This window comes from Microbacterium xylanilyticum, from assembly GCF_054654695.1.
Window position 1 is genome coordinate 2,809,634 of the sequence record NZ_BAAIEN010000002.1, and the last position, 13,372, is coordinate 2,823,005.

13 protein-coding genes are annotated in these 13,372 nt (G+C 67.6%); 4 read left to right on the plus strand and 9 right to left on the minus strand.

The genetic code is table 11. The annotated features are described in order from the left end of the window. Positions 1–24 precede the first annotated feature (24 nt). Genes ACYQ1L_RS14095 through ACYQ1L_RS14110 form a run of 4 tightly spaced genes read right to left on the minus strand, consistent with a single transcriptional unit; the run spans position 25 to position 3,773 of the window. On the minus strand, positions 25–1,017 hold the full coding sequence (locus ACYQ1L_RS14095; RefSeq protein ID WP_460004705.1) for an epimerase: 993 nt from the start codon (positions 1,015–1,017) through the stop codon (positions 25–27). Further along, a complete protein-coding gene (locus ACYQ1L_RS14100) occupies positions 1,014–1,385 on the minus strand; it encodes a PLD nuclease N-terminal domain-containing protein (RefSeq protein WP_460004706.1) in 372 nt (123 codons plus the stop codon). The genes ACYQ1L_RS14095 and ACYQ1L_RS14100 overlap by 4 nt, the downstream gene beginning before the upstream one ends. A gap of 43 nt (positions 1,386–1,428) precedes the next feature. Continuing rightward, positions 1,429–2,358 (minus strand): aldo/keto reductase, encoded by a 930-nt coding sequence (locus tag ACYQ1L_RS14105; protein ID WP_460004707.1) that lies wholly within the window; start codon positions 2,356–2,358, stop codon positions 1,429–1,431. Continuing rightward, a complete protein-coding gene (locus ACYQ1L_RS14110) occupies positions 2,355–3,773 on the minus strand; it encodes a DUF2252 domain-containing protein (protein WP_460004708.1) in 1,419 nt (472 codons plus the stop codon). Before ACYQ1L_RS14110 ends, ACYQ1L_RS14105 begins: the two co-directional genes overlap by 4 nt. A 226-nt stretch (positions 3,774–3,999) precedes the next feature. Here ACYQ1L_RS14110 and ACYQ1L_RS14115 point away from each other — a divergent pair, with 226 nt between their 5' ends. The 3 genes from ACYQ1L_RS14115 to pgi all read left to right on the plus strand — a co-directional run bounded on the left by ACYQ1L_RS14115 (position 4,000) and on the right by pgi (position 7,789). Then, complete coding sequence (locus ACYQ1L_RS14115) at positions 4,000–5,490, plus strand: amino acid permease (protein ID WP_460005831.1); 1,491 nt, start codon at positions 4,000–4,002, stop codon at positions 5,488–5,490. A gap of 126 nt (positions 5,491–5,616) precedes the next feature. Further along, on the plus strand, positions 5,617–5,997 hold the full coding sequence (locus ACYQ1L_RS14120) for a VOC family protein (protein ID WP_460004709.1): 381 nt from the start codon (positions 5,617–5,619) through the stop codon (positions 5,995–5,997). Positions 5,998–6,109: 112 nt separating this feature from the next. Further along, complete coding sequence (gene pgi, locus ACYQ1L_RS14125) at positions 6,110–7,789, plus strand: glucose-6-phosphate isomerase (RefSeq protein WP_460004710.1); 1,680 nt, start codon at positions 6,110–6,112, stop codon at positions 7,787–7,789. Between the two features lie 67 nt (positions 7,790–7,856). Here the strand turns inward: pgi and ACYQ1L_RS14130 are convergent, their stop codons facing one another. Further along, positions 7,857–8,063: a DUF6458 family protein gene (locus tag ACYQ1L_RS14130; RefSeq protein WP_460004711.1), complete on the minus strand. Its 207-nt coding sequence runs from the start codon at positions 8,061–8,063 to the stop codon at positions 7,857–7,859. Between the two features lie 185 nt (positions 8,064–8,248). Between ACYQ1L_RS14130 and ACYQ1L_RS14135 the strand changes: the two genes are divergently transcribed. Further along, positions 8,249–8,857 carry a flavodoxin family protein gene (locus ACYQ1L_RS14135; protein ID WP_460004712.1) on the plus strand — a complete coding sequence of 203 codons (609 nt, stop codon included), beginning with the start codon at positions 8,249–8,251 and terminating at the stop codon, positions 8,855–8,857. A 79-nt stretch (positions 8,858–8,936) separates the two neighbouring features. Here ACYQ1L_RS14135 and nrdF read toward each other — a convergent pair whose 3' ends face one another. From nrdF to nrdI, 4 genes are read right to left on the minus strand one after another with little or no spacing between them, the layout of a single operon-like run. After that, on the minus strand, positions 8,937–9,914 hold the full coding sequence (gene nrdF / locus ACYQ1L_RS14140) for a class 1b ribonucleoside-diphosphate reductase subunit beta (protein WP_460004713.1): 978 nt from the start codon (positions 9,912–9,914) through the stop codon (positions 8,937–8,939). Next, positions 9,911–10,720: an NUMOD3 domain-containing DNA-binding protein gene (locus ACYQ1L_RS14145; RefSeq protein WP_460004714.1), complete on the minus strand. Its 810-nt coding sequence runs from the start codon at positions 10,718–10,720 to the stop codon at positions 9,911–9,913. The genes nrdF and ACYQ1L_RS14145 overlap by 4 nt, the downstream gene beginning before the upstream one ends. 14 nt (positions 10,721–10,734) lie before the next feature. Then, positions 10,735–12,879 (minus strand): class 1b ribonucleoside-diphosphate reductase subunit alpha, encoded by a 2,145-nt coding sequence (gene nrdE / locus ACYQ1L_RS14150; protein ID WP_460004715.1) that lies wholly within the window; start codon positions 12,877–12,879, stop codon positions 10,735–10,737. Beyond that, positions 12,876–13,337, minus strand: coding sequence for a class Ib ribonucleoside-diphosphate reductase assembly flavoprotein NrdI (gene nrdI, locus ACYQ1L_RS14155; protein WP_460004716.1), 462 nt, complete (start codon positions 13,335–13,337; stop codon positions 12,876–12,878). The genes nrdE and nrdI overlap by 4 nt, the downstream gene beginning before the upstream one ends. Positions 13,338–13,372 lie beyond the last annotated feature (35 nt).

The window sequence follows — 13,372 nt, forward strand, 5'->3', positions numbered from 1 at the left end:
CGTCGGTGCGGGCGAGGCCGGACCTCAGCGCCCCACGATCGCCCGCACCGCGCCGTCCAGCTCCGGGAACCGGAACACGTACCCGGCGTCCTCGAGCACCTGCGGAAGCACCCACCGGCTCTTCAGCACGAGCTCCGACTCCGTGCGCAGCACCGCCATCCCGGGTTCCAGCAGGAACCGCGGTGCAGGCAGGCCGAACGGGGCGTGCACGGCACGGCGCAGGGTGCGCATGAGCGCGATGTTCGTCACGGCGTGCGGCGACGCCATGTTCACCGGGCCCGCGATCTCGTCGTGGTCGCGGAGGAACCGCACCGCCTGCACGAAGTCCTGCTCGTGCATCCAGCTCAGCCGCTGGCGGCCCCGGGAGTGCTCGTAGTCGGGCCGATCGGGTTCGGTGGGGTGGGCGCCGATCCCCCGGTAGCGGCGGTGCGGGAACCACCAGCCGTCGTACTGCGGGCCGCCCAGCCCGAGCCGCGCGAGGCGCAGCAGCATGCTCATCACCGGGGCGCTGCGGCCGAACACGAGGGAGGTGCGCAGGGCGATCCTCCGCGTACCGGGCGTCTCCCCGGCGAAAAGGGCGGCTTCCCACTCGCGCGTGACGTCGGGCGAGAATCCTTTCTCCTCGAGGGGATCCGCCTCCGTGCGCGGCGTGTCCAGCGAGTAGCGGTAGGCGGTCGCGGAGCTGCCGTTCATCCACACGGCCGGCGGGCTCGCTGCCGCGGTGATCGCCCGGTGCAGCGCGGCCGTCGTGCGCACCCGCGAGCGCAGGATCTCCTCGCGGTTGCGGTCGGTGTAGCGGCAGTCGATGCGCCGCCCGGCGAGCCCGATCACCAGCTCCGCGCCGTCGACGAGCCGCAGGATGCCGGCGTCGTCGCCCCAGCGCGCGTCGGCGTCCGGCCCCCGCCCGATGGTGCGCACGTCGTAGCCGTCGACGCGGAGCGCGTCGCGCAGGGCGGTGCCGAGGTAGCCGCTGCCGCCGCCGATCACCGCGCGGCGCGGGTGGACGCCGGCGCTCATCCGGCGTCCTTCTCGCCCTGCTGCTTCTTGCGCTTCTCGATCTCCGCGCGCAGCCTCCACTCCTCGATCTCGCGGTCGAGGTCGGCGATCTGCTGCTCGGTGCTGCGCGTATCCACGGGTCGGGACGGCTCCGACGGGGGTGGGGGCCCCGGACGGCGCTCGCGCCGCTGCGGCAGCCGGATCCCCTCGCCGTCGTACTCCCGGCCGACGAGGAACCAGATCAGGGATCCGGCGAGCGGCAGGAGGATCACGAGGATGATCCAGAACACCTTCGGCAGATGCTTCACCTGGTCGTCCCGGCGCGTGATGATGTCGATGAGCGCGCCGATCATCAGTGCCAGCAGGAGGATCGAGAACACCACGCCCATGACGACAGCCTGCCAGACCGGAACGGATCCCGGGCCCGCCGCGCTACGGCAGGGTGTGCCCGGCTGCCCGGAACAGCTCGTACCACTCGGCGCGGCTGAGCTCGACGTCGGCCCCCGCAGCGGCCTCCTGCACGCGCGACGGGGTGGTCGTGCCGAGCACGACCTGCATCCCCGCCGGATGGCGGGTGATCCACGCGGTCGCGATGCCGATGGGGGTGACGCCGTGCGTCGCCGCGATCCGCTGGATCGCCTCGTTGAGCTCGGGGTAGGCCGGGTTGTCCAGGAAGACGCCGGTGAAGAAGCCCGCCTGGTACGGCGACCACGCCTGGATCGTGATGTCCTCGATCCTGCAGTACTCGACGATCCCGCCGCCGTCGCGCACGACGCTCTGGTCGAGACCCGCCATGTTCGCGGCGATCGGCTGCGCGATGATCGGGGCGTGCGTGATCGACAGCTGCAGCTGGTTCGCGACGATCGGCTGCGTCACCGCGGTCTTGAGCAGATCGATCTGACCGGGCGTGTGGTTTGACACCCCGAAGGAGCGCACCTTGCCCGAGGCGTGCAGCTCGTCGAACGCCCGCGCGACCTCCTCGGGTTCGACCAGCGCGTCCGGGCGGTGCAGCAGCAGCACGTCGATCCGGTCGGTGCGCAGCGCCTTCAGCGACCCCTCGACCTGACGCATGATGTGCTCATAGGAGAAGTCGAACATGCCCTGCGCCGGGACGATCCCGCACTTGGTCTGCAGGGTGATCTCGTCGCGCTCCGCCGCCGAGAGCCCGAGGGCGGCGCCGAACCGGTCCTCGCAGACGTGCATCGCGCCGCCGTAGATGTCGGCATGGTCGAAGAAGTCGATGCCGCTCGCGCGCGCGGCGTCGTACAGCTCGCGGATCTCCGCGTCCGAGCGGCCGTCGATCCGCATCATCCCGGCGACGACGGCGGGGGCGGATCCGGATCCGAATCGCACCTGCTTCATGATCTGCTCTCCTTCTGCGCAGTCCCCTGCGCGGTGCTCGGTGCGGTGTCCGCCGCGGTCTGCTCGGTCGCTCTCGTCGCGAACGCGCGGTAGTCGGCCGTGGCCAGGTCAGCGTATGCGTTGGCCCAGCTCACCAGCGTATCCGCGAGCTGCCCGCCCTTGCCCGCGTATCCGGAGATCTGCGCAGCCGCGGGGGCCTGTGCGTGCGCACGAGCCAGGGTGATGGCGCAGGCGACCGCGTACTCGCGGTATCCGTCGTCCTCGATCGTGTCGGTGTCGATCGAGCCCTTCATGTCGTGGAACTGGCGCACGTAGTAGTCGTCACGGGGACCCTTGATGTGTCCGAGGAACGGATCGGAGAACGCCTGCAGCACCCGCTGCATCGCGACGACCCTGGCGCCCTCGCCACCCTCGCCGATCCGCTGCTCCAGCTCATCCGGCTGGTCCACGCCGCCGTACTCCACGAGCACGCTCCGCCCTGCCTGCTTCACCTGCAGCAGCAGCGGCTCGGCGTCTGCCGTGCCGAGCACCGCCAGGTAGCAGCGCGTGCCCACGCTGCCCACGCCCACCACCCTCCGCGCCACATCGCGCACCCGGTACTGCCGCAGCAGCAGCCGGATGTCGACGTTCGCCGTCGCCGCGTATCTCTCGAAGGCCGCGTCGCTCACCTCGCGGATCTCGGGAGCAGCGTGCGTCATGATCGGAGGCTGCTCGACGAACCGGAGATGCCCGTCGTCGCCGCGCGCCGTGAGCTTGCGCGCCGCGCGCTCGCCGGTGCGCTTCTCGGCGGCGGCGATCGCCTTCTGCAGACCGCGCTGCGAGTCGACGTCGAGCCCGTCGCGGCCCGCTTCCGCATCGAAGTGCGCGAAGTAGCGCTGCAGCGGGTCCGCCGCCACGGCGGCGTTCAGCGCCCGCACGTAGGCGAGGACGCTCTGCCGCGCGGCATCGTCGGCGAGCTCGTGCCCGCGCGCCTCGCGCGCCCCGATCACGACGCTCGCGACGAGCCGCTTCAGATCCCACTCCCACGGCGCCCATGCCGCCTCGTCGAAGTCGTTCAGGTCGAACAGCAGGGTGCGCTGGGGAGAGGCGAAGAAGCCGAAGTTGCCGATGTGCGCGTCGCCGCACGAGGGAACGAGGATCCCCGTGTGCGGCGCGCGAGCGAGATCCGCCGCCATGATCGCGGCCGAGCCGCGGAAGAACGCGAACGGGTCCACCGCCATGCGCTCGGTGCGCAGCGGGACGAGATCCTGCAGGCGTGCGCTGTTCTGGCGCTCCAGGATCGCGAGCGGATCCCGCCCGGTCGTGGTCAGCGAGGCGAGTTCCGCGCGAGGCACACGCTGTCGTACGGCACGTCCCGCGGCGAGCCCCTGCGCCCTCGTGAGCATGGGCTCGCCGACGAGGCTGGTTTCAGTCATGGCCCATTGTCGCCCGAGCGTCGGCGCGGCGGAAACGACGCCGCGCCGATTCGTTCGTTGCCCTGCGCGGCGGATCAGCGGGATGATCTCCGATGCATCGGTGAACGGCTGTCGTCCCGGGGCGGCCACGACGAAAGGCATCGCAATGAGCGATCACAACCCCGGCCGGGCTCTCGATCCTGAGGATGCTCTCGAGAACGAACGGGAGCTCACCGGCGACCGCCTCATGGCGGTGGAGGACTTCTCCAGCGAGGACGCCGGCTACCACAAGGCCCTCAAACCCCGCCAGATCCAGATGATCGCGATCGGCGGCGCCATCGGCACCGGACTGTTCATGGGCGCCGGCGGACGCCTCGCCTCCAGCGGCCCCGCCCTCATCCTCGTCTACGCCGTCTGCGGCTTCTTCGCCTTCCTCATCCTCCGCGCCCTCGGCGAACTCGTCCTGCACCGCCCCTCCTCCGGATCCTTCGTCTCCTACGCCCGCGAGTTCTACGGCGAGAAGATGGCCTTCGTCAGCGGCTGGCTCTACTTCCTCAACTGGGCCATGACCTCCATCGTCGACGTCACCGCCGCCGCCCTCTACGTCAAGTTCTGGGCCCAATACTGGGAGCCGCTGCGCACGATCCCGCAATGGGCCATCGCGCTCATCGCCCTCGTCGTCGTCCTCTCCCTCAACCTCGTCAGCGTCAAGGTCTTCGGCGAGATGGAGTTCTGGTTCGCCATGATCAAGGTCGTGGCGCTCGTCGCGTTCCTGATCATCGGCACCGTCATCCTCATCATGCAGGGGTCCACCGATGTCGGCCCGACGGGTTTCTCGATCATCGCGGAGCACGGCGGGCTCCTCCCGATGGGGCTGTTCGCCCCGCTGATCGCGATCTCGGGCGTCGTGTTCGCCTACGCGTCGATCGAGCTCGTCGGCACGGCCGCCGGAGAGACCGCGGAGCCCGCCAAGGTGATGCCGCGCGCCATCAACACCGTGGTCATCCGCATCGCGATCTTCTACGTCGGCTCCATCCTGCTGCTGTCGCTGCTGCTGCCGTTCAGCACCTACAAGGCCGGCGAGTCCCCGTTCGTCACCTTCTTCTCGCACCTCGGCGGTGCGCAGACCGGGGCGGTGGCCGGGTCGGTGATGAACTTCGTGGTGCTCACCGCCGCACTCTCCAGCCTCAATGCCGGGCTTTACTCGACCGGCCGGATCCTGCGCTCGATGTCGGTGAACGGATCCGCTCCCCGCTTCACCGCCCGGATGAGCCACAACGGCGTCCCCTACGGAGGCATCCTGCTCACCTCGGTCATCACCCTCGCGGGCGTGGTGCTCAACGCCGTCGTGCCGTCGCAGGCGTTCGAGATCGTGCTCGAGGTCTCCGCACTGGGGATCATCGGGGGCTGGGCGACCATCACGCTGTGCCAGCTCCGCCTTCACGCCCTCGCGAAGCGGGGTGTCCTCGAGCGCCCGTCGTTCCGCATGTTCGGCGCGCCGTACACCGGCTACCTGACGCTCGCGTTCCTGCTGTTCGTGCTCGTGAGCATGGGCTTCACCGAGACCGGCCGCTGGGTGCTGCTCTCGCTCGTGGTGATCGTGCCCGCGCTGATCGTCGGCTGGTTCGCGGCCCGCAAGGGGATCCTCGCAGCCGCCCGGCAGCGTGAGGGCTATACCGGGATGCACCCGGTCCTGCCGCACCGCCAGGCGACCGAGGCGCTGCGCGACGAGGACTGACAGCCGCGCCATCGCCTCGTGCCGTCCCCGACCGCGCCGGACCGTCGCGATGTCGGTGGCCCGGCGCAGCGTCGAGAGGACGGCGGATCCGCCGCCACGGGTTCCCCACTCGAAGGAGCGTGCAGCTTGGACTGGAAGATCGAGCTCATCTTCGTGCCGGTCACGGACGTCGACCGCGCGAAGGAGTTCTACGAGAAGATCGGCTTCAACCCCGATCACGACCAGACGCCGTACGAAGGGCTGCGCTTCGTCCAGATGACGCCTCCCGGATCCGCCTGCTCGATCGCGTTCGGCACCAATCTCGGCATCGACCTCGAGCCGGGCAAGCAGAACACGATCCAGGTCGTGGTGCCGGACGCCGACGAGGCGCTGGCGCACCTGCGCGGGCTCGGCGTCGAGGCCGACGGCGTGCAGGAACTGGCCTGGGGGCGGTTCGTCACGTTCGCGGACCCCGATGGCAACCGCTGGACGCTGCAGCAGCTGCCGGATCGCAGCGGCCAGGCCTGAGCCGGTCGGGACGGACGGACGGGCGGACCTTCGGGCGCCCCGCCCGTCCGCCGGTTCCCGCGTCGCCGGTCATCATCTGCACAGCGCGTCCTCCGCGCGCTAGCGTGGGGGCATGACCTCCCCGATCGACCCCACCGCGACCTCCGCCTGGACCGAACTCACTGCTCTACGGGAGGCGTTCTCCCCCGATCTGCGCGGCTGGTTCGCCGCGGATCCCGCACGCGCGGAGAATCTCACCTTCGAGCTGGCCGATCTGCACGTCGACCTGTCGAAGAACCTGGTGACCACGGAGGTCCGCGAGGCCCTCGTACGTCTGGCCGAGCAGACCGGGGTCGCCGAGCGCTTCGCGGCCATGCTCTCCGGAGAGCACATCAACACGACGGAGGACCGCGCGGTGCTCCACACGGCGCTGCGCCGCCCCGCCGGCGCGTCGCCCGCGCTCGTCGTGGACGGGCAGGACGTCGATCACGACGTGCACGAGGTGCTCGACGCGATGAGCGCCTTCGCCGATCGGGTGCGCTCGGGCGGCTGGCTCGGGGTGACCGGCAAGAAGGTCACGCACGTGGTGAACATCGGCATCGGCGGATCCGATCTCGGCCCGGTCATGGTGTACGAGGCGCTCAAGCCGTACGCGGACGCGGGCATCCAGGCCCGGTTCGTCTCCAACATCGATCCCACGGACCTGGCGCAGAAGACCGCGGATCTGGATCCGGAGACGACCCTCTTCATCGTCGCGTCGAAGACGTTCACCACTCTCGAGACGCTGACCAACGCGCGCCTGGCGCGTGACTGGCTGTGGGAGCGGCTCGGGGCTGCCGGCGTCGACGTGTCCACCGACGAGGCGCGCACCGCCGCCGTCGCGCACCACTTCGTCGCCGTGTCCACGGCGCTGGACCGGGTTGCGGCCTTCGGCATCGACCCGGCGAACGCGTTCGGTTTCTGGGACTGGGTAGGCGGCCGCTACTCCGTCGACAGCGCGATCGGCCTGTCGCTCGCCATCGCCCTCGGCCCCGGCGTGTTCCGCGAGCTGCTGGCGGGCTTCCACGCCGTCGACGAGCACGTGCGCACAACCCCTCTGGAGCGCAACGTGCCGGTCCTGATGGGCCTGCTCAACGTCTGGTACGTCAACTTCTTCGGTGCGCAGTCGCACGCCGTGCTTCCGTACGCGCAGCAGCTCAGCCGGTTCCCGGCATACCTGCAGCAGCTCACGATGGAGTCCAACGGCAAGTCCGTGCGCTGGGACGGCTCCCCCGTCACCACCGACACCGGCGAGGTGTTCTGGGGCGAGCCCGGCACCAACGGGCAGCACGCGTTCTACCAGCTGATCCACCAGGGAACCCGCCTGATCCCGGCCGACTTCATCGCGTTCGTCAACCCCGCGTATCCGCTCACCGACGACGGCCGCGATGTGCATGCGCTGTTCCTGGCGAACTTCCTGGCGCAGACCAAGGCGCTCGCGTTCGGCAAGACCGCTGAGGAGGTCGAGGCCGAGGGCACCACCGGTGCGCTCGTCGCCGCCCGCACCTTCGCCGGCAACCGGCCCACCACGTCGATCTTCGCCCCCGCGCTGACCCCCGCCGTGCTGGGTCAGCTGATCGCGCTGTACGAGCACATCACCTTCACGCAGGGCACGATCTGGGGGATCAACTCCTTCGACCAGTGGGGCGTCGAGCTGGGCAAGCAGCTCGCACTGCAGATCGCTCCCGCCATCGAGGGCGATCAGGACGCCATCGCGGCGCAGGACGCCTCCACCCGCGCACTGCTCGCGTATTACCACCACGAGCGCGACTGAGGGGGCGGAAGCCCGCTGACGGGCGCCCGTGAGAAGGCGCCCGTCAGGTCTCAGAGTCCGTCAGCTCTCAGAGCAGGTCATCGTCGCGCACCGTGTCTGCACGGCGACCGCGGCGCACGAGCAGCAGGATCAGGCTGATCACGAAGACGACCGCGCCCGCGATCATCAGGATGTAGCCGACGAGGTGCAGGTCGATCCAGGAGACCTGGACGTTGAGTGCGAATTCGAGGATCGCGCCGATGACGAAGAGGACAACTCCCACTCCCATACCCATGACGTTCACGCCTCCATTCCGCGGCCGGGTGCCGTAGCCCGTCACGCTAGTTGCACGGCCGCGCCAGTGCAGGGGGCTTGACACGAGAGGCGGGCGCCTGCTTCGGGCGCACCGGTCGGTACCCCCTCGCCCCGCCGAAGGCAATCCCCTGCGGTCGCCGCGCCCTGACGCCTAGCGTTCGGTTCATGGACGCACAACTCACCGCACTGCTGATCAACTGCACGCTCAAGCCCGCGCCCGAGGCCTCCAGCAGCGAGGTGCTGGGCAGACAAGTACTCGACGCGCTCGCGGGCCGCGGCGTCGCTGTCGACGAGCTCCGCGCGGTCGATCACGACACCCGCCCGGGTGTGCAGGCAGACATGGGCGAGGGGGATGCGTGGCCCGGGATCCGTCAGCGCATCCTCGACGCGGACATCCTCGTGCTCGCCACGCCCACGTGGCTCGGACAGCCGTCCAGCGTCGCCCAGCGGGTGCTGGAACGCCTCGACGCCGAACTCGGAGAGACCGACGAGCTCGGCCGTCCCAGCCTTTTCGATCGCGTCGCTCTCGCCGTCGTGGTCGGCAACGAGGACGGCGCCCACCACATCGCCGCGATCCTCTTCCAGGCGCTGAACGACGCCGGCTTCACCGTCCCCGCGCAGGGATCCGTGTACTGGAACGGCGAAGCCATGCAGAAGACGGACTACAAGAACCTCGGGCAGGTGCCGTCGAAGGTCGCCGCAGCCACCGCGACAGCCGCGCAGAACGCCGCCGATCTGGCGGCGCTGCTCCACCGCACGGGCTACCCGGCCTGAGCACGAACTCGCGCCCGCGAGACGAAGGGGGCCCGGATCCGCACGATCGCGGATCCGGGCCCCTCTCATCGAACAGGACTCAGAAGTCCCAGTCCTCGTCCTCCGTGGCCTCGGCCTTGCCGATGACGTAGGAGGATCCGGATCCCGAGAAGAAGTCGTGGTTCTCGTCCGCGTTGGGCGAGAGCGCCGACAGGATCGCCGGGTTCACGTTCGTCACCGCGGACGGGAACATCGCCTCGTAGCCGAGGTTCATCAGCGCCTTGTTCGCGTTGTAGTGCAGGAAGCGCTTGACGTCCTCGGTGAGGCCGACCTCGTCGTACAGATCCTGCGTGTACTGCACCTCGTTGTCGTAGAGCTCGTACAGCAGCGAGAACGTGTAGTCCTTCAGCTCGTCCTTCTTGGCCTGGTCGAGCGTCTCCAGACCCCGCTGGTACTTGTACCCGATGTAGTACCCGTGCACGGCCTCATCGCGGATGATGAGGCGGATGAGGTCGGCGGTGTTGGTGAGCTTCGCCCGCGACGACCAGTGCATCGGCAGGTAGAACCCCGAGTAGAACAGGAAGCTCTCCAGCAGGGTCGAGGCGACCTTGCGCTTGAGCGGCTCGTCCCCGCGGTAGTAGTCCATGACGATCTGCGCCTTCTTCTGAAGGTTCGGGTTCTCCACGGACCAGCGGAACGCCTCGTCGATCTCCCTCGTCGAGCACAGCGTCGAGAAGATCGACGAGTAGCTCTTCGCATGCACCGACTCCATGAACGCGATGTTCGTGTAGACGGCCTCCTCGTGCGGGGTGATCGCATCCGGGATGAGCGACACCGCGCCGACGGTGCCCTGGATCGTGTCGAGGAGGGTCAGGCCGGTGAACACCCGCATGGTGAGCGTCTGCTCCTCGGGGGTGAGCGTGTTCCACGACTGGATGTCGTTGGACAGCGGCACCTTCTCGGGCAGCCAGAAGTTGTTCACCAGACGGTTCCAGACCTCGAGGTCCTTGTCGTCCTGGATCTTGTTCCAGTTGATCGCCTGCACGCGGTCGACCAGCTTGAGCGGTTGCGGGGTCATTCCTCTTCCTTCGTCCTGCTGTGGAGGTTGTTCACGTCATCGAGGCAGTGCGGACACGTGTCCTTGAACACGCCTTTGTTCGTGTGATAGCGAGTGTGCGCGCTACGTCGGCTCGACGGCATCGGCCGCCCCTTTCGCACGGCAGACATCTTCGCCCGGGTTTCCGGGCTCGCCGTCTTGCCGAAGTTCGGGTTGTTCTCGCCACGCCGCATCAGGGAGAGCTGCTCGCGCGCTTCTTCCGACATGGTGTGCCCGTAGCTGGGGTGATCGACGCCGAACTTGCCGAAGTTCGGATTGGCCGCACCGGAGTTCATGCCTTTTCGCGTGCGTGACCAGTACGCCTTCAGCTCCTCACTGCGGTGCGTGCCCCAACTCGGATGATCCGGCCCGGTCGGAACGTGAGACCGCTTACGTCCTCGGGGTCGATCTCCCGCGGCCAACCGCTGTTTCTCCGTCCAGACATAGCCCCTGGGCCCGAGACCGCCGTCGGTGAGGTTCAAGAGGCGATGTCCTTGATTCTTGAGATCTGCGATCCATTGCTGTTCTGCAGTGCCGAGATTCTCAAGCTCTTCGCCCATGACCAGTTCCGCCGAACGGAAGTACACGTCTTCATCAGATTCCCAGAGGCGAAGCCAGTCGTAGAAGGGAGTCTTGCGACCGGACCGTGCCGCCTTCCAGTGCTGTGCCCTGCGTTCTCGAACGGTCTTGGTGGTGATGCCGACGTATCGGATCTCTTCGGAGTCGAAGGCAGACGCGAGATAGACGACGCCGACGAACGGCGACCAGTCCATTTCGCGTCTGCCCACGACTCACTCCTGGATCACAACGTGCAGGACACGCAGGTGTCGAGCTCGGTGCCTTCCAACGCCATCTGACGCAGGCGGATGTAGTAGATCGTCTTGATCCCCTTGCGCCAGGCGTAGATCTGCGCCTTGTTGATGTCGCGCGTGGTCGCGGTGTCCTTGAAGAACAGCGTGAGCGACAGGCCCTGGTCCACGTGCTGCGTGGCCGCGGCGTAGGTGTCGATGACCTTCTCGTAGCCGATCTCGTACGCGTCCTGGTAGTACTCCAGGTTGTCGTTCGTCATGAACGCCGCCGGGTAGTAGACGCGACCGAGCTTGCCCTCCTTGCGGATCTCGATCTTCGACGCGATCGGGTGGATCGAGCTCGTCGAGTTGTTGATGTACGAGATGGATCCGGTCGGCGGAACCGCCTGCAGGTTCTGGTTGTAGATGCCGTGCTTCTGGATGGACTCCTTCAGCTCGACCCAGTCGGCCTGCGTCGGGATGTGGTGACCGGCGAACAGCTCCTTGACCTTCTCGGTCGCGGGCGCCCACTCCTGCTCGATGTACTTGTCGAAGAACGCGCCGGACGCGTAGGTCGAGTCCTCGAAGCCGTCGAAGGCGGTCCCGCGCTCGATCGCGAGCTTGTTGGACGCCCGCAGCGCGTGGAACAGCACCGTGTAGAAGTAGATGTTCGTGAAGTCGATGCCCTCTTCGGATCCGTAGAAGACATGCTCACGGGCGAGGTAGCCGTGCAGGTTCATCTGGCCGAGGCCGATCGCGTGCGAGCGGTCGTTGCCGTCCTCGATCGAGCGCACCGAGGCGATGTGGCTCTGGTTGCTCACCGCGGTGAGGCCCCGGATCGCGGTCTCCACGGTCGCGCCGAGGTCGCCGCCGTCCATCGCCAGCGCGATGTTCATCGAGCCGAGGTTGCAGGAGATGTCCTTGCCGATCTGCGCGTACGAGAGGTCCTCGTTGTACGTGGTCGGGGTGTTCACCTGCAGGATCTCGCTGCAGAGGTTGGACATGTTGATCCGGCCCTTGATCGGGTTGGCCTTGTTCACCGTGTCCTCGAACATGATGTACGGGTAGCCCGACTCGAACTGGATCTCGGCGATCGTCTGGAAGAACTCGCGCGCGTTGATCTTGGTCTTCTTGATCCGCGGGTCGTCGACCATCTCGCGGTACTTCTCGGTCACCGAGATGTCGCCGAACGGGACGCCGTAGACGCGCTCCACGTCGTACGGGGAGAACAGGTACATGTCCTCGCCGTTCTTGGCGAGCTCGAACGTGATGTCCGGGACGACGACGCCGAGCGACAGCGTCTTGATGCGGATCTTCTCGTCGGCGTTCTCGCGCTTGGTGTCGAGGAACCGCATGATGTCGGGGTGGTGCGCGTTCAGGTACACCGCGCCGGCACCCTGACGGGCGCCGAGCTGGTTCGCGTAGCTGAAGCTGTCTTCGAGCAGCTTCATGACGGGGATGATGCCGGAGGACTGGTTCTCGATCTGCTTGATCGGAGCGCCGGACTCGCGGATGTTGCTCAGCAGGAGCGCCACGCCGCCACCGCGCTTGGAGAGCTGCAGGGCCGAGTTGATGCCGCGGGCGATCGACTCCATGTTGTCCTCGATGCGCAGCAGGAAGCAGCTGACGAGCTCGCCGCGCTGGGCCTTGCCCGCGTTGAGGAACGTCGGGGTGGCCGGCTGGAAGCGACCCGAGATGATCTCGTCGACGAGATTCACGGCGAGCTTCTCGTCGCCGTCGGCGAGCGCGAGGGCGGTCATCACGACGCGGTCCTCGAAGCGCTCGAGGTAGCGCTTGCCGTCGAAGGTCTTCAGCGTGTAGCTCGTGTAGTACTTGAACGCGCCGAGGAACGTCTCGAAGCGGAACTTCTTCGCGTAGGCGCGGTCGTTGAGCTTCTGGATGAACTCGAACGAGTACTTGTCCAGGACGGTGCCCTCGTAGTACTCCTTCTCCACGAGGTAGTCCAGGCGCTCCTTGAGCGAGTGGAAGAACACCGTGTTCTGGTTGACGTGCTGCAGGAAGTACTCGCGCGCGGCGCGCTTGTCGGCGTCGAACTGGATCTTCCCGTTCGCGTCGTACAGGTTCAGCATCGCGTTCAGGGCGTGGTAGTCCAGCCCCTCGTACGCCTGGTTGACCTTGTAGGCCGCTTCTTCCTTCACTGCGTCATGCTCTGCATGCTGGACTGCAATACCCACCATCGTTCCAATCCGTCGCTCACGCGATCGACGTCGTCCTGTGTGCCGTAGATCTCGAGCCGGTACAAGTGGGGCACGTGGCACTTGCGGCTGATGATGTCACCGGCGGCGCAGAACGCGTCGCCGAAGTTGGTGTTGCCTGCGGAGATCACTCCGCGGATGTGTCGCCGGTTGCGCTCGTCGTTGAGGAACCGGATGACCTGCTTGGGCACGGCGCCCTTCTCGACGCCCCGCCCCTGCCCCCCACCGTAGGTCGGTGTGACCAGCACGAACGGCTCGTCGATGACGAGCGGCTCGTCGGTGCTGTGCAGCGGGATCCGCCGCGCCGGAAGGCCGAGCTTCTCGATGAACCGGGCGGTGTTGCCCGAGATGCTCGAGAAGTAGACCAGCAGCGGCGCGGCGGTCGCGGTGGCGGCGTTCATGCGATCGCCCCCTTCGACAGGCTCAGGGACCGGAG

Bases quoted from the DNA above. Each gene is read 5' to 3' on its own strand.
- ACYQ1L_RS14100 (WP_460004706.1), bottom strand. From the start codon at position 1,385: ATGGGCGTGGTGTTCTCGATCCTCCTGCTGGCACTGATGATCGGCGCG.
- ACYQ1L_RS14130 (WP_460004711.1), bottom strand. From the start codon at position 8,063: ATGGGTATGGGAGTGGGAGTTGTCCTCTTCGTCATCGGCGCGATCCTC.
- ACYQ1L_RS14105 (WP_460004707.1), bottom strand. From the start codon at position 2,358: ATGAAGCAGGTGCGATTCGGATCCGGATCCGCCCCCGCCGTCGTCGCC.
- ACYQ1L_RS14095 (WP_460004705.1), bottom strand. From the start codon at position 1,017: ATGAGCGCCGGCGTCCACCCGCGCCGCGCGGTGATCGGCGGCGGCAGC.
- nrdI (WP_460004716.1), bottom strand. From the start codon at position 13,337: ATGAACGCCGCCACCGCGACCGCCGCGCCGCTGCTGGTCTACTTCTCG.
- pgi (WP_460004710.1), top strand. From the start codon at position 6,110: ATGACCTCCCCGATCGACCCCACCGCGACCTCCGCCTGGACCGAACTC.
- ACYQ1L_RS14110 (WP_460004708.1), bottom strand. From the start codon at position 3,773: ATGACTGAAACCAGCCTCGTCGGCGAGCCCATGCTCACGAGGGCGCAG.
- nrdF (WP_460004713.1), bottom strand. From the start codon at position 9,914: ATGACCCCGCAACCGCTCAAGCTGGTCGACCGCGTGCAGGCGATCAAC.
- ACYQ1L_RS14135 (WP_460004712.1), top strand. From the start codon at position 8,249: ATGGACGCACAACTCACCGCACTGCTGATCAACTGCACGCTCAAGCCC.
- ACYQ1L_RS14115 (WP_460005831.1), top strand. From the start codon at position 4,000: ATGGCGGTGGAGGACTTCTCCAGCGAGGACGCCGGCTACCACAAGGCC.